Raw genomic sequence first — 20,398 nt, forward strand, 5'->3', positions numbered from 1 at the left:
GCGGCGCCCGGAGCTGTCAGTCCGGGATGACCAGGTGCTCCATCGCGGTGTTGACGGCGATCTCCCAGCGGAATCCGTCGGGGTCCGCGAAGTAGCCGGTGTAGCCGCCCCAGTCCCGGCGCTCGCCGCGGGCGACCGGGTCGGCGCCGATGCTCGCCGCGAGCGCCAGGATCTCGTCGACCTCGGCCTCGGTGCGGACGTTGTGCGCCAGCGTGATCGGGACGATCCCCTCGCCGCGCCGGATGGCCCCGACCTCGCCCTCGAAGCCGGACTCGGCCCAGAGCGAGAGCATCAGGTGCTCACCGGCGCGGATCATCAGCACCTCGCCCGGGACGTAGAGCTCCGGGGTCCAGCCGAGGCCGTCGACGTAGAAGGCGTGCGTCCGTCCGAGGTCGGCGACGGCCAGGGTGATGAAGCTGATCCTCTGATCCATGCGGCCAGCCTGCCGCACGGCACCGACAAACGGCTGCCGTCAGCCGCAGACCGCCCCGTGCGCGGCGGACTGGACGACCTTGGCGTACTTGCCGAGGACCCCGCGGGTGTACTTCGGCGGGTTCGGCTCCCAGCCCTCCTTGCGGGACTCGAGATCGTCCATCGTGACCTCGAGGGTCTTGTTGGCGACGTCGAGGGTGATCGGGTCGCCGTCCTTGATGAACGCGATCGGGCCGCCGTCGACCGCTTCCGGGGCGATGTGGCCGACGCAGAGGCCGGTGGTGCCGCCGGAGAACCGGCCGTCGGTGACCAGCAGGACGTCCTTGCCCAGACCGGCGCCCTTGATGGCGCCGGTGATGGCGAGCATCTCGCGCATGCCCGGTCCGCCCTTGGGGCCCTCGTAGCGGATCACGACGACGTCGTTCGCGACGATCTTGCCCTCGGCCAGGGCGTCGAGCGCGGCCCGCTCCCCGTCGAAGACACGGGCCGTCCCGGTGAACGTGGTGTCGTCGAAGCCGGCGCTCTTGACCACGGCACCCTCGGGGGCCAGCGAGCCCTTGAGGATGGTGATGCCTCCGGTGGCATGGATCGGCTCGTTGATCTGCCGCAGCACGTCGCCGTCGAGCGGCTTCGGGTTCAGCGCCTCCAGGTTCTCCCGCATCGTCCGGCCCGTCACGGTCAGGCAGTCGCCGTGCATCAGGCCGGCGTCGAGCAGCGCCTTCATCACGACCGGGATGCCGCCGATCTTGTCGACGTCGTTCATCACGTACTTGCCGAACGGCTTCAGGTCGCCGAGGTGCGGGACCTTGTCGCCGATCCGGTTGAAGTCGTCGATGGTCAGGTCGACCTCGGCCTCGCGGGCGATCGCCAGCAGGTGCAGGACGGCGTTCGTCGAACCGCCCAGCGCCATCACGACCGCGATGGCGTTCTCGAAGGCCGGCTTGGTCATGATCTGGCGCGCGGTGATGCCCTGGCGCAGCATCTCGACGACGGCCTCGCCGGAGCGGTGCGCGAAGCCGTCACGGCGGCGGTCGACCGCCGGCGGCGCGGCGCTGCCGGGCAGCGACATGCCCAGGGCCTCGGCCACCGAGGCCATCGTGTTCGCGGTGTACATCCCGCCGCAGGCGCCCTCGCCCGGACAGATCGCCTTCTCGATCCGGTCCACCTCGTCGCGGGTGATCTTGCCGGCCAGGCACGCGCCGACCGCCTCGAACGCGTCGATGATGGTGACGTCGTGGCCGTCGACCGAGCCGGGCATCGTCGAACCGGCGTACAGGAAGACGCTGGCCAGGTCGAGACGGGCCGCGGCCATCAGCATCCCGGGGAGCGACTTGTCGCAGCCGGCCAGCAGCACCGAGCCGTCGAGCCGCTCGGCCATCATCACGGTCTCGACCGAGTCGGCGATCACCTCACGGCTGACCAGCGAGAAGTGCATCCCCTCGTGGCCCATCGAGATGCCGTCGGAGACCGAGATCGTGCCGAACTCGAGCGGGTAGCCGCCGGCGGCGTGCACGCCGTTCTTCACGGCCTTCGCGAGCCGGTCCAGCGACAGGTTGCAGGGGGTGATCTCGTTCCAGCTGGACGCGACCCCGATCTGCGGCTTGACCCAGTCGTCGTCGCCCATCCCTACCGCCCGGAGCATCCCTCGCGCGGCGGCCTTCTCGAGGCCGTCGGTGACGTCGCGGGAGCGGGGCTTCATGTCGGGCGCCGAGGAAGGTGTCTGCGTCATGGGCCCATTCTCCCCGACGGGACCAGCGGTTCGCACAGGTGTTCCGCAGAACGGCCCTCCGCCGCCGCTCCGGTCAGTACGCCGCGGCCCGGACCGCCATCACGTCGGGCAGGTTGGCGACCACCTGGTCCCAGGTCTCGCCGCCGTCCGGCGAACCCCAGACCGCTCCGTTCCGGGCACCCAGGTAGATGCCGGGCTGGTCGTGCGTGTCGACGCAGAGGGCGTCCCGCATCACCGCGACGTAGAAGTCGTCGGGCAGCCCCCGGTCGAGCGGCTGCCAGGACTCCCCCGCGTCCCGGGAACGCCAGACCTTCGCGTGCGCCTCGGGCGGGTAGCGCCGGTCCCCGCCGTTGATCGGGAACACGTACACCGTCTCCGGCTCGTGCGGGTGCACCACGATCGGGAAGCCGAAATCGGCCGGCAGCCCGTCGGCGATCGAGGTCCAGGTCGCGGCGTGGTCGTCGGAGCGGTAGACACCGCCGTGGTTCTGCAGGAAGAGCCGCTCCGGGCGGTCCGGGTGCCGGGCGATCTTGTGCACGCACTGGCCGTACTCGGGGTACTGCTCCCCCTCGGGGAGGAACTCCGCCCGGACGCCGACGTTGCGGGGCTCCCACGAGGCGCCGCCGTCCGCGGTCTGGTAGCAGCCGCCGGTCGAGATCGCCACGGTCACCGAGTCCGGATCGGTCGGGTGCGGAAGGATCGTGTGGAACGCCTGGCCGCCGAAGCCCTCGCCCCACTCCTGACGGTGCGGGTGCTCCCAGAGCCCGCGCTCGAGAGCGAAGCTCTCACCGCCGTCGGTGGACCGGAACACCGCACCGGGTTCGGTACCGGCGAAGACGACCCCTGGTTCCGAGCCCGCGACGAGCTGCCAGACCCGTTCGACCGACGCGTCCAGGTCACCGGGGAAGTGCGCGCCGGAGGTGGCCCGCCAGGTCTCGCCGAGGTCGTCGGAGATCTGGATCTGCGGTCCGGTCCACGGCGACGAGGCGCCGGCGTACAGGCGAGGCCGGCCGTCGCGCACGTCGACCATGCAGGAGTAGACCTCCATCATGTCGAAGTGCGGACCCGACCAGGTCCACGCCGTACGACGCTCGTCGGACCGGCCGACCCACAGGCCCTTGCGGGTGCCGACCAGGAGAATCGTTGCGTTCATCGGTCGAGCATGCGCCTCCTCCCCGGTCGACCTCAAGGGGTGGACGTGCAGACCTGTTCACACACTTGTCACGTGGGTGTGACCGTGGCGTCCCCTCCGGTCCGTAAGTTCGCCGGTACCAACACAGGGAGGAGAGTCCGGATGAGCTTGATCGAAGCATCACCTCTGGGCCTCGTGGCACGTTGGTCGACCCGCAGCCAGGAACAGGCACGCCGCAACGCGATGGCGGCCTGCACGGTCCTGACTGCCCGCCGCCTTGAACGTGTCGAGGTCGAGGAGTTCGTGGCCGGCTACCTGGCCGGCCGTACCGCCAGCACCGAGGAGCAGGCCGCACCGGTCAGCCACGTCGGCTGAGTTCCGCCACGCGGTGATTTGAGCCACGAACAGCCCCCTTACGCAGCGGGGCTGGGGCACACTCAGCGCATGTCAGCTTCTGCGGTCCCGTTGCACGTCGTCCCCGAGCCGGAGGACGGCCTCGCCCTGCGCTACTACGACGTGATCGCGGCCGACGGGACCAGGCTTCGCGCCTGGACCAACGACGTGGAGGGGCCGACGGTCCTGCTCTGCAACGGCCTGGGCACCAACCCGTACGCCTGGCCGGCACTGCTGGACCCCGACTGCGGCGTCCGGGTGATCTCGTGGAACCACCGCGGCACCGGAGGTTCGGACCGTCCCGAGGACGGCACCCGCGTCGGCATCGACGCCTTCGTCGAGGACGCCCTCGCGGTCCTGGACGACGCCGGCATCGACGCCTGCCCGGTGATGGGCTGGTCCATGGGCGTCAACACCGCCTTCGAGCTCGCCTTCCTGCACCCGGAGCGGGTCAGCGGGCTCTTCGCCGTCGCCGGCGTGCCCGGCGGCACGTTCTCCTCGATGCTGGCGCCGCTGCACGTCCCGCGCTTCCTCCGGGCCGCGATCACCGTGAACGCCGCCCGGCTGATGCGGCTCGTCGGCAAGCCGGCCTCGCTGGTGACCACCCGGCTGCCGATCGGCCCGCGGACCGTCGGCGTGCTGAGCCACAGCGGGTTCATGCTCCCGGTCGCCGACCCCGAGCTGACCGCGATGACCGTGCACGGGATGCTGCAGACCCCGGTCGACTGGTACATGCACCTGGCCGTGGAGACCTCCAAGCACGTCCGGGTCTCGCTGCGCTCGATCAACGTACCGACGTCGTTCGTGGCCGGACGCTGGGACGTGCTCGCCTCCGCGGCGGACATGCGCACCGCCGCGGAGCGGATCGAGGACGCCGAGTACCACGAGTTCGAGGCGACCCACTTCGTCGCGATGGAGCACCCCGGTGAGGTGCACGAGCTGCTGCTCGACCTGCTCGATCGCGTGGAGTAGCGGGGTTCCTCGGCTACGTTCGGGGTGTGAAGCCCGTCCTGAGCCTGGTGCCCGCGCTCGCCCTGGTCGCCGCCTGCGGTGGTGGGACCGACGAACCCGACGCGACGCCGAGCCCGACCAGGGCCTCCACCGGCAGCACGTCCCCGACGACCCCGCCGGCCCCCGCGGCACGCGCCCCGAAGGTGATCGGCACCGTCGCGACCGGCCTCGAGGCGCCCTGGGGCATCGACTTCCTCCCGGACGGCTCCGCCCTGGTCACCGAGCGCGACAGCGGCCGGATCCTCCGCGTCCACGACGGGAAGGCCGACGAGGTCGGCCGGATCGACGAGACCGTGTCCGGGGTCGAGGCCGGGTTGCTCGGCCTGGTCGTCTCGCCGTCGTACGCGCAGGACCGCCGGATCTTCGTCTACACCTCGACCGACGACGACAACCGGGTGCTGCGGATGACGTACGCCGACGGGCGGCTGGGAGCTCCGCGAGCCATTCTGACCGGGATCCCGCGCGGCCAGATCCACGACGGCGGCCGGATGGAGTTCGGGCCGGACGGCGCCTTGTACGTCGCTACCGGCGAGACCGGCGACGGCCCGCTCGCCCAGGACCCCGGTACGACGGCAGGGAAGATCCTCCGGATCACCCAGGACGGCGATCCTGCCCCCGGGAACCCGGACCCGTCCTCGCCGGTCTGGACGCTCGGGCACCGCAACGTCCAGGGCCTCGCCTTCGACCAGGGCGGCAACCTGTGGGCCTCGGAGTTCGGCCAGAACACCTGGGACGAGCTCAACCTGATCGAGAAGGGCACCAACTACGGCTGGCCGGAGGTCGAAGGCCGCGGCCAGCAGGACCGGTACCGCAACCCGCAGCAGGTCTGGGAGACCTCGAAGGCGTCCCCGTCCGGGCTGGCCTTCGCCGAGGGCCGGCTCTGGATGGCGTCGCTGCGCGGGGAGCGGCTGTGGCGGATCGACGTGACCGGTGCTCGCGCGACGAACCCGAAGGGCTTCTTCGTCGGCAAGTACGGGCGGATGCGCACCGTGGTGGTCGCACCGGACCGGAACCTGTGGGTCACCACGTCCAACACCGATGGACGTGGTGACCCGCAGGCCGGGGACGACCGGATCCTGCTGGTCGACCCCGGCACGTCATGAGGAGCTAGCGGACGACCCTGAGCACGTCCGAACCCTTGCGGATGTCGGCGAACTGGCCGTACGCCCGCACTGCTGCCTTGCCGACCTTGCGGCCGACCGGGAACCGCGCCACGAAGACGCCGTTCGGGTTCGCGATGCCGGCCCGGACCTTGACGCCCTTGTAGGTCACCCGGACCCGCTCGGCCGGCTTGAGCCCGCGGACCGTGACCGTGACCTTCTTGCCGCGCTTGACCTTCGCCGGAGCGACGACGCCGAGGGTCCTCGCCCCGAGCACGTCGGTCTGCACCGCGGCCGAGCTACCCGACTGGACCCGGGTGGTCAGCACCCGGTTGGCGGTCCCGGCCGGAAGCACCACCGGCACCACGACGGAGCCGGACGGACCGGCCACGACCCGCCGGGCGGCACCGATACCGCTGACGCAGACCTTCTCTCCGGGAGCGACGCCCGAGACCGTGTACTTCACGGTGGATCCGGCCTTGGCGTAGCCGCTGGCGTTGTCGTCGACCTTGTAGGTGCCGACCTTGGCCGGGGCGTACTGCAGGGACGCGAGGCTCCCCGCGGTCGCCCGCTGCCACTGCGCGGCTGCCGGACCGGTGATGCCGTTCGCACGGGCGGTGGTCACCGCACCGTCGTTCAGGCCGATCGCGCCGGTCGCACCGGTCAGCTGGTTCGCGCAGCCGGTGACCTCGTCGGCCTGGTGCTGGCGCACCCAGACCGCCGCCTTGGCCGCGGCGGCTGCCGCGGCGGTGTCACCGAGCGCACCGAGCTCGCCGAGCGCCCAGCCGGCCACGCCGGTGCTGTTGGTGTTCGAGTCCGGGTTGAACTGTCCGCCGCCGAACGAACCGTCGGCGCGCTGCTGCGCGATCAGCCAGTTCTTGGCGTCGGTGATGGCGCCGCCGACCGCAGGGGTTGCGCGCTGCGGAAGCAGCAGCCGGATCACCGTCGAGGTGGTGTCCTCGTCGGGAGCGCTCTGACCGGCGGCGACGCCGGACTGGCAGTCCTGCGGCCCGGTCTTGTCCGGCGCGAAGTTCTCGTCGGACTTGTAGAACAACCGGAAGAACCCGTCGTCGCACTGCTGGGTAAGCAGGAAGTCCCGGACCGAGATCGCCTCCGCGGAGGCGGGGTTGTCGGTGAAGAGGGCCGCGGCGGCGAACGCCTGGCCGACCACGTTGGCGTAGTCGCCGGACGGGTCCGGGTTGCCGCCGACGACGGCCTTGTCCTCGATGCGACCGGCGATGTTCGGCGCGACCGAGACCAGGCTCTTGAGCCGCGCCACCAGGTCGACGCCGTCGAAGGTGGTCTTGGGGGTCCCGAGCGACTGGCCGAAGGCGAGCGTCTTCGCCGTGGCACCGGCCGAGTAGCTGCCGGTGGTGGTGATGTCCCCGGGCTGGAAGTAGCCCTTGGCGACGGCGTCGAAGCCGGACCCGATCCCGTTCACCACCGAGGCCGGCGCGCCGGCCTCGATCAGCGCGGATCCGGCGTCCAGGGTGACGCCGCAGGTGTACTGGTCGCAGGTCCCGCCGAGGACGCCGTTGACCAGCTGACCGGTGAGCCAGGTGGCCCCGACGGCGAGAGGCCGGGGGTCGGGGGTGGCGGCCTGTGCCGGGCTGCCGAGGAGCGTGGCTCCGGAGACGGCCAGGGCGGCGGACGCGATCACCGCGGAGACGCGACGAACAAGGGGCTTCATGGGTTTCCTTCCCGCTGCATGAGCGGGAGGCCGACGCCGCCCGCTGCTTTCCACGACAGCGACTGTTACGAGGGACGTCGAGTGGCGGGTGCTCCGGCTCGCCGGCCCGGTGCTGCTGGGCCGGCCTACGGTTGCGGGTCAGCGCCGGACTCGGACCGGCTTTCCCCGACCACCGACGCGTGGTCTGCTCCCCGAGGGAACGCTTGACCTTACCCCAGCCTCGATTCCGGGCTCAGGCCAACTTCTCCAGGATCAGCTCGCGGACCCGGCCGGCGTCGGCCTGACCCTTCATGTCCTTCATCACGGCGCCGATCAGAGCACCCGCGGCGGCGTGCTTGCCGTCCCGGATCTTCTCGGCGACGTCCGGGTTGGCCTCGATCGCGCGGTCGATCGCCTCGCCCAGCGCGCCGTCGTCGGAGACCACGGCCAGCCCTCGGGCCGCCACCACGGCGTCCGGCTCGCCCTCGCCGGCGAGGACGCCGTCGAAGACCTGGCGGGCCAGCTTGTCGTTCAGGGTGCCGGCGTCGACCAGGGCCTGGATCGCAGCCACCTGCGCCGGGGTGATCGGCAGCTCGGTGAGCTCGACGCCGTCCTCGTTGGCCCGTCGGGTCAGCTCGGCCACCCACCACTTGCGGGCGGCCTGCGGCGGTGCACCGGCGGCGACGGTCTCGGCGATCAGGCCGACCGCCTCGGCGGCGACGACGTCGCGCATCTCCAGGTCGGTGAAACCCCAGTCCGCCTGGAGCTGGGCGCGCTGCTCGCGCAGCGGCACCGGCAGGGCGGCCTTCAGCTCGGCGACCCACTCCCGGCTCGGCGCCACCGGCACCAGGTCGGGCTCCGGGAAGTACCGGTAGTCGTCGGCGTCGGACTTCTCGCGACCCGAGGTGGTCGACCCGGTGTCCTCGTGGAAGTGCCGGGTCTCCTGGAGGATCGACTCCCCGGCCTGCAGCAGCGCGGCCTGCCGGGAGACCTCGAAGCGGGCGGCCCGCTCGACCGAGCGCAGCGAGTTGACGTTCTTGGTCTCGGTCCGGGTGCCCAGCTCGTCCGAGCCCTTGGGCGCGAGCGACAGGTTGACGTCGCAGCGCATCGAACCCTGCTCCATCCGTACGTCGGAGACGTCCAGGCCGAGCAGCAGGTCGCGCAACGTCGCCACGTAGGCGCGGGCGACGGCCGGGGCCTTCTCCCCCGCTCCGAGGATCGGGCGGGTGACGATCTCGATCAGCGGGATCCCGGCGCGGTTGTAGTCGACCAGCGAGTAGTCAGCGCCCTGGATGCGACCGGTGGCGCCGCCGACGTGCAGCGACTTCCCGGTGTCCTCCTCCATGTGCGCGCGCTCGATCTCGACCCGGTACGTCTCCCCGTCAACCTCGACGTCGAGGTACCCGTCGAAGGCGATCGGCTCGTCGTACTGGGAGGTCTGGAAGTTCTTCGGCATGTCCGGGTAGAAGTAGTTCTTCCGGGCCATCCGGCACCACTCGGCGATCTCGCAGTTCAGCGCGAGACCGATCCGGATCGCCGACTCGACCGCCTTGCCGTTGATCACCGGCAGCGAGCCGGGCAGGCCGAGGCAGGTCGGGCAGGTCTGGGTGTTCGGCTCGGCGCCGAACTCCACCGAGCAGCCGCAGAACATCTTGGTGTTCGTGCTCAGCTCGACGTGCACCTCCAGGCCCATGGCCGGGTCGAAGGCGGCGATCGCGTCGTCGTACGGCATCAGGGTCTCGGTCATGCTGCGCCTCCAGGCGTCTCGACAGGCTCGACGTCCGACAACGACGGGGCCTGGTCCAGCAACGGACCTCCCCACTCCGCTTCCAGCAGGGCTTCCAGCGCCGCGCCGACCCGGTAGAGCCGGTCGTCGGCCAGGGCCGGGGCCAGGATCTGGAACCCGACCGGCAGGCCGTCCTCCGGCGCCAGGCCGGCCGGCAGCGAGAGGCCCGGGACTCCGGCCAGGTTCGCCGGAATGGTCGCGATGTCGTTGAGGTACATCGAGACCGGGTCGTCGAGCTTCTCGCCGAGCTTGAACGCCGTCGTCGGCGCGGTCGGCGAGACCAGGACGTCGGCCTTCTCGAACGCGGCCTCGAAGTCCCGGCTGATCAGGGTGCGGATCTTCTGCGCCTGGCCGTAGTACGCGTCGTAGTAGCCGCTGGAGAGGGCGTAGGTGCCCAGGATGATCCGGCGCTTCACCTCGTCGCCGAAGCCGGCGTCGCGGCTCGCCCGCATCACGTCCTCGGCGCTCGGGTCGCCGTCGGGGAGCACCCGCAGGCCGTAGCGCATCGCGTCGAAGCGGGCCAGGTTCGAGGAGGCCTCGCTCGGCATGATCAGGTAGTAGGCGGCCAGCGCGTGCACGAAGTTCGGGCAGGACACCTCGACGACCTCGGCGCCCGCCTTCACCAGCAGCGCGACGGACTCGTCGAACCGCTGCTGGACGCCGGCCTGGTAGCCCTCGCCGCCGAGCTCGGTGATCACGCCGACGCGGACGCCGCTCAGGTCACCGGCGGCACCGGTCCGGGCGGCCTCGGCGAACGAGGCCCACGGGTGGTCGATGCTGGTGGAGTCCCTCGGGTCGTGGCCGCCGATCACGTCGTGCAGCAGCGCCGAGTCCAGCACCGTCCGGGTCACCGGACCGACCTGGTCGAGCGAGTTGGCCATCGCGACCAGGCCGTAGCGGGAGATGCCGCCGTACGTCGGCTTCAGGCCGACCGTGCCGGTGACGGCACCCGGCTGGCGGATCGAGCCGCCGGTGTCGGTGCCGATCGCCAGCGGAGCCTCGAACGCGGCCACCGCGGCGGCCGAGCCGCCGCCGGAGCCGCCGGGGATCCGGTCGAGGTCCCAGGGGTTGTGCGTGGGCCCGTACGCCGAGTGCTCGGTCGAGGAGCCCATCGCGAACTCGTCCATGTTGGTCTTGCCGAGGATGGGCAGGCCGGCGTCCTTGAGGCGCTCGACCACGGTCGCGTCGTACGGCGGGATCCAGCCCTCCAGGATCTTCGAGCCGCAGGTGGTCGGCAGGCCCTCGGTCGCGAGCACGTCCTTGACCGCGATCGGGACGCCGTCGAGCGGGGAGGCGGGCTCACCGGCGGAGCGGCGCGCGTCGGAGGCGGCCGCCTGAGCCAGGGCGCCTTCGGCGTCGACGTGCAGGAACGCGTGGATGTCGGTGTCCACAGCGGCGATCCGGTCCAGGCAGGCCTGGGTGATCGCGACGCTGGTGGTCTCGCCGGCGGCGAGCAGGTCGGCCAGCTCGGCGGCGGACTTGTCGAGGAGGCTGGTGCCTCGTTCCTTCCCCTGCTCAGTCACTGCTCATCACCCAGGATCCGCGGGACCGAGAAACGCTGCTGCTCCGACGCCGGGGCACCGGAGAGCGCCTGCTCGGCGGTCAGGCTCGGACGGACGACGTCCTCGCGGAACACGTTCGTCAGCGGGATCGCGTGCGAGGTCGGCGGGATGTCCGCGGCGGCCACGTCGGCGATCGACGCGATGCTCTCCAGGATCACGGAGAGCTGGGGCGCGAGGTGGTCGAGCTCGGCGTCGTCGAGGTCGATCCGGGCGAGGTTCGCCAGGTGGGCGACCTCGTCTCGGGTGATGTCAGGCATGCGGGCAATCCTAGTGGCGTCCGGAACGCCGCCGCGCCCTCCCCCGGCCCCGGGGGAAACCGGTCGCCCGGCACCCGGTCCGCGTCGTAGGTTCGCTCGCATGAGCGAGCTCCACGACACCCTCCGTACCGACCTCACGACCGCGATGCGCGCCCGTGACACCGACCGGGTGCGGGTGCTGCGGACCGTGCTCGCCGCGATCGCCAACGCCGAGGCGCAGCCGGCGGCTGACGCCGGCCCGGTGAGCGCGCGAACCTCCGGCCCGATCGCCGGGGCGGTTTCCGGCCTCGGCGCCACCGAGACCGACCGGCGGGACCTGAGCGAGGACGAGGTGCGCGCGATCGTGCGCGCCGAGCACGACGAGCGGATCGACGCGGCGGGAGCCCTTCCCGCGCAGGCAGCCGCGCAGGCGGACGTGCTGCGTGCGGAGGCAGCGCTGCTCGCGGAGTACCTGTCCTAGGGCTCGCCCTAACCCCGGACCAATCCGTCGTCGATCATCTGCTGGAAGTGCTCGACGACCGACTCGGCGCCCGGACGGAAGGTGATGCCGAGGTCGGCCACCGTCCGGCTGTTGTCGAAGCGCAGCGGGTAGCCGACGTTCAGGTCGACGAACTTGCGGGTCAGGCCCGCCACCGGGGCGGCGAGCTTGATCAGCGCCTTGGGGGCCTCGATCAGCGGGAACGACGGCCGGTAGCCGAACTCCGCGCGCAGCGCCTTGCCGATGTCCAGCATGCTCATCGTCTCGGCGTTCGTGATGTACCGCCCGTGCGCGGCCGGGGTGTAGCCGGCGGCGATGTGCGCCCTGGCCACGTCCCGGACGTCGACCACGCCCATCTCCAGCGCCGGGGCGCCGGTGGCGAGCGAGAAGTCGGTGAAGCTGCCCATCGTCCGGAACGTCCCGGACTTGCTCGCCGTGGTGAGCGAGGGGCCGACCACCAGACCGGGGTGGATGGTGACCAGGTCCCAGCGGTCCTGCGCCCCGGCGATGTCCCAGGCCTCCCGCTCGGCGACGGTCTTGGAGTACGGGTACGGCTGGTGCTCCAGGGTGCTGGTGGTGTTCCAGTCGTCCTCGGTGAAGCAGTCCTTGCCGCGCATGTCGATGTTGTCGCCGCAGATCGCGACCACGCTGCTGGTCAGCACCACCCGCTTGACCGTCGCGGACTCCTCAACGCTCCCCAGCACGTTCCGGGTCCCCTCGAGTGCCGGCGCGACCAGCTGCTTCTGCGGATCGCGGACCTTGCCGAGCAGGAACGGCGACGCCGTGTGCATGACGAGCTCGCAACCCGCCATCGCCTCGGCGTAGCTGCCCGGCTCGAGCAGCTCGGCCCGGTGCAGGGTCAGCCGGCCCGGGTGCGCCTCGGCGAGCGCGTGCAGGTGCTCCAGCCCCTTCTTCTTCCGGGGGTCGCGCACGGTCGCCCGGACGGTGCGGCCGTCCTCGAGCAGGTAGCGGACCAGCCAGCTCGCGACGTACCCGCTGCCGCCGGTGACCAGGACCGGGGACTGGGGGTCGATGTTCGTCATGACGAGAGCGTAGGGCCGCGAAACCGCGGCGCGACAGCGTTTCGAACCGTGAATAGGCTCACCCCATGGCGTCCCACCTGACCGCGGCAGAACGTGCCCAGCTCGACCGCTTCCTCGACGACGGCCGGCTCGAGGTCGTGAAGACCCTGGCCGGACTCAGCGAGGAGCAGGCCCGGCGCCGCCTGGTCCCGTCGCTGACCACGCCCCTGGGCCTGGTGAAGCACCTGACGTTCGTGGAGAGGATCTGGTTCCAGGTCGTGCTCCTCGGCCGGACCCGGGCCGAGCTCGGGCTCCCGGAGGAGGTGGATCCGACCTTCGTCCCGGACCCGGGCGACACCGTCGCGTCGGTGATCGCCGACTACGAGCAGGTCTGCACCGAGTCCCGCCTGATCGCTGCGGACTTCGACCTCGACCACGAGGCCGTGCACCGCCGGTTCGGCACGTTGAACCTGCGCTGGATCTACCTGCACCTGCTCCGCGAGATCAACCGGCACGCCGGGCACGCCGACATCCTCCGCGAGCAGCTGCTCGCGTCGGACGGCGAGCCTGTCGAGACGCCGTGAGCTGGTCGGTCAGGGGCCTTCGGCGAGGAGCCGCTTGAACCCGTCCTCGTCGAGGATCGGGACGCCCAGCTCCTCGGCCTTGTCCGCCTTGGAGCCCGCGTTCTCGCCGACGACCACGTAGTCGGTCTTCTTCGACACCCCGGACGACGCCTTGCCGCCCCGGGAGAGGATCGCCTCCTTGGCGCTGTCCCGGCTGAAGTCGACCAGGGACCCGGTCACGACGAGGGTGAGGCCGGCGAGGGTCTGCTCCCCCACCTCCGCCTTCTCGTCCTCCATCCGGACGCCTGCCGCAGCCCACTTGTCCACGATCTCGCGGTGCCAGCCGGCGTCCTCGGCGTCGAACCACTGACGGACGGCGGCCGCGATCGTCGGGCCGACGCCCTCGGCAGCGGCCAGGGCGCCTTCGTCCGCCTCGCGGATCGCTGCCATCGACCCGAACTCGGTCGCCAGCGCTCGGGCGGCCGCCGGGCCGAGGTGCCGGACGGAGAGCGCGACCAGGACCCGCCAGAGGGGTTGGTTCTTCGACCTGTCGAGGTTGGCCAGGAGCTTGGCGCCGTTGGCGGAGAGCTGCGGGCCCTCCTCCCCCTTCTTCGGCGCGCGGGTGAAGAGCGGGGCTCCGACCAGCTGCTCGGACGTCAGGTCGAAGACGTCGCCCTCGTTCTCGATCACCCCGGCGTCCAGGAGCGCGACCGCCGCCTCGTAGCCGAGTCCCTCGATGTCGAAGGCGTTCCGGCTGGACACGTGGAAGATCCGCTCGGTGACCTGGGCCCGGCACTTCTCGTGGTTGGGGCAGCGGCGGTCCTTGTCGCCGATCTTCTGCTCGACCAGGGGCGTCCCGCAGGAGGGGCACTCGGTCGGCATCACCCACTCCGGCAGGCCCTTCGGCCGCAGCGCCAGCACCGGACCGAGGATCTCCGGGATCACGTCGCCGGCCTTGCGCAGGATCACCGTGTCGCCCGGGCGGACGTCCTTCCGCTTGACCTCGTAGCCGTTGTGCAGGGTCGCGTTCTCGACGGTGGATCCGGCGACCTTGACCGGTTCCATCACGCCGTACGGCGTCACCCGGCCCGTCCGCCCGGTGTTGACCCGGATCTCCAGCAGCTTGGTGTTGACCTCCTCCGGCGGGTACTTGAAGGCGATCGCCCAGCGCGGCGCGCGCGAGGTCGACCCGAGCCGGCGCTGCAGCGCGACGTCGTCGACCTTCACCACCACGCCGTCGATCTCGTAGGGGACGATCGTGTGCCGGTGCTCGCCGGCGTGCGCGATGAACGCCTCCACCTCGGCGAGCGACGAGACCACCCGGACCTGGTCGGAGACGGGCAGGCCCCACGCCGCCAGCGCCTCGTAGGCGTGCGACTGAGCCTTCGGCTCGAAGCCCTCGCGGGCACCGATGCCGTGGCAGACCATGCCGAGCTCCCGGCTCGCGGTGACCCGCGGGTCCTTCTGCCGCAACGACCCGGCGGCCGAGTTGCGCGGGTTCGCGAACAACGGCTTGCCGGCGTCGGCAAGGCTCGCGTTCAGCCGCTCGAAGGCCTCGGCGGAGAGGAACACCTCGCCGCGTACCTCCAGCAGCGCCGGCACCGGGAACTTCTTGGTGCCGGTCAGCGCGTGCGGGATCGGCGCGATCGTCTTCACGTTCGGCGTGACGTCCTCCCCGGTGCGGCCGTCGCCGCGGGTCAGGGCACGGACCAGCTTGCCGTTCTCGTAGAGCAGGTTGATCGCCAGGCCGTCGACCTTCAGCTCGCACAGGTACGCCGGGTCGGTGATGCCGTCGCGGGCCAGCCGGCCCTGCCAGGCGCCGAGCTCCTCGAGCGAGAAGGCGTTGTCGAGGCTCTCCATCCGCTCCAGGTGGTCGACCGAGGTGAACTCGGTGGAGAGGCCGCCGCCCACCTGCTGGGTCGGCGAGTCCGGCGTCCGCAGCTCCGGGTGCGCCTCCTCGAGCGCCTCCAGCCGGCGCAGCCGTACGTCGAAGTCGGCGTCCGACAGCGTCGGGTCGTCCAGCACGTAGTACCGGAACCGGGCGTCGTTGATCTGGTCGGCCAGCTCGGCGTGCTCGGCCCGGGCCGACGCCGGGTCGCTGGGTTCAGTGGGGCTCACGGGTCGAGGTTACCGAGAAGCACGGACACCGGCGCTCCTCCGGCACTCCTCCGGCGCCCGCCAATCCGGAGATCGGCCGGCACCGAATGGCGGGTGCCACCACCGCCACGAGAGGATGGCCGCATGCCTGACCGCCTGACGATGAGCCCGCTGCCGGACCGGCACCGCGGCACCGTGCTGATGCTGCACGGCGGCGCCGAGCACGGCGACCGGCCGGTCGACCACCGGAGCCTGGCGCTGCGTCGTACCCGGTCGATGTTCGAGGCGGTCTCCCCCGCGTTCGCCGCGGCCGGGTTCGCCGTCGGTCTGCTCCGGTTCAGCGTGAAGGGCTGGCAGGCCGCCGACGGCGGGACGCCCAGCCCGGTCCGGGACGCCCGGCTTGCGGTCCGGGACCTGCGCCAGGAGCGCCCGGACGTCCCGATCGTGCTGCTGGGCCACTCGATGGGCGCCCGGACCGCGGCCTGGGTGGCCGACGAGGACGGCGTGCTCGGCGTGGTCGGGCTGGCGCCGTGGTTCCCCTCCGACGACCCGGTCGAGCCGCTCACCGGCAAACGCCTGGTGGCCGTGCACGGCAGCCGCGACCGGATCACCAGCCCGAAGGCGACCAGGATCTTCGTCGAGCGCGCCGCCGCGGTCGCGGACGAGGCCCGGTACGTCGAGCTGCGCGGACGCGGCCACTACATGCTCGCCGGGATCGCCGCCTGGAACAGGACGGCGGTCCGCGAAACCCTCGGCATCTTCGACGCGTCGGGCGTCCGGGAGCCGGACGTGCGCGGTATCACGTCCCAGGAGTGCAACCAGGGCTGAGGCCGGTGCGTTCCATCAGGGAGACCCGAATCGGGTCCGTACCGCCCTGACGAACGCCGCCCGAGAAAGCTGCCCGAGAAAAGCCGCCATGTCCTCCCCGAAGTCCCCGCTCAGCCTCAGCCACATCGCCGCCAGCGCCCTGGCGGCCTCCTCCGCCGCGTTCGCCGCCTCGTACCTGGGGGTGGCCGGCACGATCATCGGCGCCGCCCTGGCGAGCGTGATCGCCACCGTCGCGGGCGCCATGTACGGCGCGTCCCTGCAGCGCAGCAGCGAGGCCGTCCGCCGTACGGCGAACCAGCTGGCGCGCTCGCCCCGCACCGTCGCGGAGCCCCCGGCGCCTCCTCAGGCATCCCCTCTGGCCGACCAGGCGCCGACCACCACGGTGCTGGAGCCGACCGACGCCGACGCGACCCAGGTGCTCCTGATCGCGCCCGAGCCGCCGCGCCCGGCCGGTCGCAGCGGTCGTGCCCGGGTCTCGCCGGTGCAGATCGGGATCGGCGCGGCCGCCGCCCTGGCGATCACCCTCGGGGCGCTCACCGGCCTCGAAGGGATCCTGGGCAAGCCGCTCTCCTCCGTGCTCGGCGGCTCGGACGCCGACGGCACCTCGCTCGGGTCGGCGGTCACCGGCAGGACCGGAGCAACGGACCGGACGCCGTCGCGGCCGAAGCAGCCGGTCGTGACGCCGGCACCCACGCCGACGCCCACCCCGACTCCCGACCCGACCGTCACGCCGACGCCCACGCCGGAGCCGACCGTCACCCCGACGCCCACCCCGACCCCCGAGCCGACCGATCCCCCGACGCCGGACCCGACCGCGGAGCCGACCCCGGCCACTCCCTGATCGACAGACGCAACGAGCCCCTCGGTCGGTGACCGGGGGGCTCGTTGCTAGACCAGCGGGGTGCTGGCGGTGGAGCTCAGTACTCGTGACCCCGAGCCGTGGACCCGATGGTGTCCGCGTCCCCGACGTAGGTCACGTCGTAGGTGCCGTGGATGTCCAGCAGGGCCTCGTTGCCGAGGTCGAGCCCGATGTCGATGCTGATCACCTGGTCGTTGCACTCCGCGATGCCCTGGGCGTTGGTCACGGCGGTGCACAGGTTGCGCATCGGACGTGCCGGGCCCGGGGGCGCCGTGAACTTGATCGTGCGACCAGCCATCGGGTTGCCGTAGCGGTCCGTCAGCTTCGCCCGGATCCAGCCGCTCCGCGGAGCCAGCGGGCCCGGGTTGTTCACGTCCGCCGCGACGATGGTCGTCGGGGCCTTCGTGATCACCTGGTCGTACGCAGCCGAGGTGCTGGCCGCGAAGGACACGTCACCGGAGTACACCGCCTTGACGGCGTGCGTCCCCGAGCTCAGACCCGGGACCGCGAGCGACGCCTGGCCGGTGGTGACCGGAGCGGTGCCGAGCACGGTGCTGCCCTCCTTGAAGGTGACCGTGCCGGTCGGCGACCCGGTGCCGGATCCGACGGTCGCGGTGAAGGTCACCACGTCGCCGAAGACGGCCGGGTTGGCCGAGGACTCGATCCCGGTGACGGTGGGCGCCTGCCCGACCTCCTGGGTGACCGACTTCGAGTTGCTGTTGAAGTTGAAGTTACCCACGTAGACCGCGGTCAGCGAGTGCGCACCGGCGGTGAGTCCGGTGGTCACGAGCGTCGTCTCCGAGGAGTTCGTCGCCGCGGCCGGAGCCAGGCTGGTGGCGCCGACGAGCTCGTCACCCTCCCAGATCTGGACGACACCGGTGGGCTTGCGCTGCGCCGGGGCGACCGCGCTGACCGTGGTCTTGATCGAGACCGGAGCGCCGTACGACGACGGGCTGGGACCGGAGGTCACCACCATCGACGTGTTGCCCTTGGTCACGTTCTGACCGGTGCCCTGGTCCAGGTACCCGGTGCTGGCGACGAAGTTCCCGTCGCCGGAGTACGTGGCCGTGATCTTGTAGACACCCGGGGTGAGCGACGCGAAGTTGGGGCTGGTCGCGACGCCGTTGGAGATCGCGACCGGGCCACCGAGGTTGGCGCCGTTCACGAAGAACCGGACGGTGCCGGACGGGTCTCCCGCGCCCGGGGCGACCGGGCTGACCGTGGCGGTGTACTGGACACCCTCACCCGACGCCGCCGGGTTGGCCGAGGAGGCCACCACCGTCGTCGTCTGGGCCCGGGTCACCGCCTGCGCGGTGTTGCCGGCACTGCCGTTGAAGCTCGCGTCGCCGCTGTAGGTCGCGGAGATCGCGTGCTGGCCCACGGACAGGTTGCTGACCGTGATCGAGGCCTGCTCACCGGTCCCGGAGTTGACCGGCTCGGTGCCGATCGTGGTAGCGCCGTCCTTGAAGACGATGGTGCCGGACGGCGCGCCCGCTCCCGGAGCCGTCGGAGCGACGGTGGCCGTGAACGTCACCGGCTGGCCGAAGACGGCCGTCGGTGCGGAGCTGACCAGCGAGGTGCTGGTCGACGCCTTGTTCACCTGCTGGCTGATCGTCGTCGACGAGCTGGTGAAGAAGTTCAGGTCGTCACTCAGGTAGACGGCCTTGATCGAGTGCGGTCCGACGCCCAGACCGGTCAGGGTGGTCTCGGCCACCTGACCGCTCAGCTCGACGAAGTCGTAGTTCGCACCGTCCACGATGAACCGGACGAAGCCGGTCGGGTTGCCGGTGGCCGGGGCGTTCGGGACGACCTCGGCGTGCAGGGTGACCGACTGGCCGAAGACCGACGGGTTCGGGCTGCTGGTGACCGTGGTCGTGGTCTGGGCCGCGACGACGGTCTGGGTCAGCGAGTCCGACTGACCGGCGAAGTTGGCGTCACCGGTGTAGTTGGCGACGACGTTGTGCGAGCCGACCTGGAGGTTCGTGGTCGGCGAGACCGCCTGACCGCCGGAGACCGCGACCGGTCCGCCGATGTCGTTGCCGTCGACGCTGAACTGGACCGTGCCGGTCGGGTTGCCCGCGCCCGGGGAGACCGGGGCGATGACCGCGGTGAAGCTCAGCGGCTGGCCCGAGAACGCCGGGTTGGCCGAGGTGCTCAGGTCCAGGGTGGTGTCCGCACGGTTGACGCCGTGGGTGATCTCCGCCGAGGAGCTGGAGGCGAAGTCGGCGTTGCCGTTGTAGACGGCCACCACGTCGTGGTTGCCCGTCGACAGGTTCGAGATCGTCAGGGTGGCGTTGTCACCGGCGCCCAGCGGAACGGCGGTGCCGAACGGGTTGCCGTCGACGTTGAACTGGACGGCGCCGCCCAGGGTGCCGACGCCCGGGGACACGACGTCCACGTGCGCGGTGAAGGTGACTGCCTGCCCGCTGACCGTCGGCGACGGGGCCGCGCTCAGCGAGGTGGTGGTGTCGGCCTTGTTGACGTCCTGGGTCTTGGCCGCGGAGGTGCTGCCGAAGAAGTTGGCGTCGCCGAGGTACTCCGCCGTGACCGTGTGGTTGCCGGTGCTCAGGCTCGAGGTGGAGATGCTGTTCGCACCGCCGCCGCTGAGCGCGACCGGGCCGCCGAGGTTCACGCCGTCGACCTTGAACTGGACGTCGCCGGTCGGGGTCCCGGTGCCGTTGGTCGCCGCGATCGAGGCCGAGAAGCTGGTCGCCTGACCGTGCACGACCGCGGCCGGCTGGGCGAGAGTGGTGGCCGTGCTGTTCTTGGTCACGTCGATCGACCGGACGGCCGACTTCGCGCCGTAGAACGCGGTGGCCGCGAAGGACGCCGTGATCGTGGCGTTGGTGCGCGGCGGTCCGGCGATCGGCAGGAGGGCCGTCGCGACCCCGCTCCCGTTCGTGGTGGCGGCGACCGAGCCGCCGCCGCTGAGCGAGAACGTCAGCGTGTGGCCGGACAGCTCCTGCGGGGTCCGGTTCGCGTCGGTCAGCGTCGCGGAGACCGTGATCGACGTGTTCTGGGCGGCGCTGGTCGGGATCGAGTTCGACAGCACCACGGTGACCTGGTTACTGATCGTCACCGCGCGGGTGGTCACCACGTTGGTGGTCTTGCACCCGAGTCCGCCGAAGCCGCTGTTCTCACCGTTGCCCGCGGTGCCGCGGACGGTGTAGTTCCCGTTCGGGAAATTCTGGGTGACGACGGTCATCGAGTTCGCCCCGTCGCCGGAGCGGGACTGGGTGGCGACGACGGTGTTCGCCGAGTTCAGCAGCTCGATCTTCGAGTTCACGCTGCCGCCGCAGTGCTTGATCCCGAGGATCGAGGAGTTGTCCACGCCGCCGGACTCGGTCAGCGTGACCGTCCCTTGGATGATCCCGGCAGCCGGCGAGGTGACAGCCGCCTGGGCCGAGGAGACCCCGACCAGCGTGAGGCCTGCTGCCGTTCCTAGTGCGGCTACTGCCGCCGTCAATCTACGCACGATGG

The 20,398-nt window shown here is 71.4% G+C and carries 17 protein-coding genes; 7 read left to right on the forward strand and 10 right to left on the reverse strand.

Annotated features, from left to right (window positions below; translation table 11 throughout):
• Positions 1-16: 16 nt before the first annotated feature.
• From EFK50_RS04355 to EFK50_RS04365, 3 genes are all read right to left on the reverse strand, one after another.
• The gene (locus tag EFK50_RS04355; RefSeq protein WP_123226306.1) at positions 17-433 is read right to left on the reverse strand and encodes a VOC family protein; all 417 of its coding nucleotides are present in this window, start codon (positions 431-433) and stop codon (positions 17-19) included.
• 39 nt (positions 434-472) lie between these two features.
• Positions 473-2,161 carry a dihydroxy-acid dehydratase gene (gene ilvD, locus EFK50_RS04360; protein WP_123226307.1) on the reverse strand — a complete coding sequence of 563 codons (1,689 nt, stop codon included), beginning with the start codon at positions 2,159-2,161 and terminating at the stop codon, positions 473-475.
• Positions 2,162-2,234: 73 nt separating this feature from the next.
• Entirely contained in the window at positions 2,235-3,314 is a 1,080-nt protein-coding gene (locus tag EFK50_RS04365; protein ID WP_123226308.1) for a WD40/YVTN/BNR-like repeat-containing protein, read from the reverse strand.
• Between the two features lie 141 nt (positions 3,315-3,455).
• Here EFK50_RS04365 and EFK50_RS21795 point away from each other — a divergent pair, with 141 nt between their 5' ends.
• The 3 genes from EFK50_RS21795 to EFK50_RS04375 all read left to right on the forward strand — a co-directional run bounded on the left by EFK50_RS21795 (position 3,456) and on the right by EFK50_RS04375 (position 5,800).
• Complete coding sequence (locus EFK50_RS21795) at positions 3,456-3,668, forward strand: hypothetical protein (protein ID WP_148046047.1); 213 nt, start codon at positions 3,456-3,458, stop codon at positions 3,666-3,668.
• Positions 3,669-3,737: 69 nt separating this feature from the next.
• Positions 3,738-4,658 (forward strand): alpha/beta fold hydrolase, encoded by a 921-nt coding sequence (locus EFK50_RS04370; RefSeq protein ID WP_123226309.1) that lies wholly within the window; start codon positions 3,738-3,740, stop codon positions 4,656-4,658.
• 26 nt (positions 4,659-4,684) lie between these two features.
• Positions 4,685-5,800 carry a PQQ-dependent sugar dehydrogenase gene (locus EFK50_RS04375; RefSeq protein ID WP_221177260.1) on the forward strand — a complete coding sequence of 372 codons (1,116 nt, stop codon included), beginning with the start codon at positions 4,685-4,687 and terminating at the stop codon, positions 5,798-5,800.
• A 4-nt stretch (positions 5,801-5,804) separates the two neighbouring features.
• Here EFK50_RS04375 and EFK50_RS04380 read toward each other — a convergent pair whose 3' ends face one another.
• The 4 genes from EFK50_RS04380 to gatC form a co-directional block, all read right to left on the reverse strand.
• Complete coding sequence (locus tag EFK50_RS04380) at positions 5,805-7,487, reverse strand: prenyltransferase/squalene oxidase repeat-containing protein (RefSeq protein ID WP_148046048.1); 1,683 nt, start codon at positions 7,485-7,487, stop codon at positions 5,805-5,807.
• 232 nt (positions 7,488-7,719) lie between these two features.
• On the reverse strand, positions 7,720-9,213 hold the full coding sequence (gene gatB / locus EFK50_RS04385) for an Asp-tRNA(Asn)/Glu-tRNA(Gln) amidotransferase subunit GatB (RefSeq protein WP_123226311.1): 1,494 nt from the start codon (positions 9,211-9,213) through the stop codon (positions 7,720-7,722).
• Positions 9,210-10,775 carry an Asp-tRNA(Asn)/Glu-tRNA(Gln) amidotransferase subunit GatA gene (gene gatA, locus EFK50_RS04390; protein WP_123226312.1) on the reverse strand — a complete coding sequence of 522 codons (1,566 nt, stop codon included), beginning with the start codon at positions 10,773-10,775 and terminating at the stop codon, positions 9,210-9,212. The genes gatB and gatA overlap by 4 nt, the downstream gene beginning before the upstream one ends.
• Positions 10,772-11,071 carry an Asp-tRNA(Asn)/Glu-tRNA(Gln) amidotransferase subunit GatC gene (gene gatC, locus EFK50_RS04395; RefSeq protein WP_123226313.1) on the reverse strand — a complete coding sequence of 100 codons (300 nt, stop codon included), beginning with the start codon at positions 11,069-11,071 and terminating at the stop codon, positions 10,772-10,774. Before gatC ends, gatA begins: the two co-directional genes overlap by 4 nt.
• A 100-nt stretch (positions 11,072-11,171) precedes the next feature.
• Here gatC and EFK50_RS04400 point away from each other — a divergent pair, with 100 nt between their 5' ends.
• Positions 11,172-11,531: a GatB/YqeY domain-containing protein gene (locus EFK50_RS04400; protein ID WP_123226314.1), complete on the forward strand. Its 360-nt coding sequence runs from the start codon at positions 11,172-11,174 to the stop codon at positions 11,529-11,531.
• A gap of 8 nt (positions 11,532-11,539) precedes the next feature.
• Here the strand turns inward: EFK50_RS04400 and EFK50_RS04405 are convergent, their stop codons facing one another.
• A complete protein-coding gene (locus EFK50_RS04405) occupies positions 11,540-12,592 on the reverse strand; it encodes an NAD-dependent epimerase/dehydratase family protein (protein WP_221177261.1) in 1,053 nt (350 codons plus the stop codon).
• A gap of 65 nt (positions 12,593-12,657) precedes the next feature.
• Between EFK50_RS04405 and EFK50_RS04410 the strand changes: the two genes are divergently transcribed.
• Complete coding sequence (locus tag EFK50_RS04410) at positions 12,658-13,155, forward strand: DinB family protein (protein WP_123226315.1); 498 nt, start codon at positions 12,658-12,660, stop codon at positions 13,153-13,155.
• A gap of 9 nt (positions 13,156-13,164) precedes the next feature.
• On the opposite strand, the gene ligA is transcribed toward EFK50_RS04410, so the two are convergent.
• Entirely contained in the window at positions 13,165-15,252 is a 2,088-nt protein-coding gene (ligA, locus tag EFK50_RS04415) for an NAD-dependent DNA ligase LigA (RefSeq protein ID WP_123226316.1), read from the reverse strand.
• A gap of 123 nt (positions 15,253-15,375) precedes the next feature.
• Here ligA and EFK50_RS04420 point away from each other — a divergent pair, with 123 nt between their 5' ends.
• On the forward strand, positions 15,376-16,059 hold the full coding sequence (locus EFK50_RS04420; RefSeq protein WP_123226317.1) for an alpha/beta hydrolase: 684 nt from the start codon (positions 15,376-15,378) through the stop codon (positions 16,057-16,059).
• Positions 16,060-16,147: 88 nt separating this feature from the next.
• Positions 16,148-16,900: a hypothetical protein gene (locus EFK50_RS22070; RefSeq protein WP_183407682.1), complete on the forward strand. Its 753-nt coding sequence runs from the start codon at positions 16,148-16,150 to the stop codon at positions 16,898-16,900.
• A 76-nt stretch (positions 16,901-16,976) separates the two neighbouring features.
• On the opposite strand, the gene EFK50_RS04435 is transcribed toward EFK50_RS22070, so the two are convergent.
• Positions 16,977-20,393: an Ig-like domain repeat protein gene (locus EFK50_RS04435; protein ID WP_148046050.1), complete on the reverse strand. Its 3,417-nt coding sequence runs from the start codon at positions 20,391-20,393 to the stop codon at positions 16,977-16,979.
• Positions 20,394-20,398: the final 5 nt, after the last annotated feature.

The sequence above is a fragment of the Nocardioides marmoriginsengisoli genome, from assembly GCF_003725695.1.
GTDB classification, from domain to species: domain Bacteria; phylum Actinomycetota; class Actinomycetes; order Propionibacteriales; family Nocardioidaceae; genus Marmoricola; species Marmoricola marmoriginsengisoli.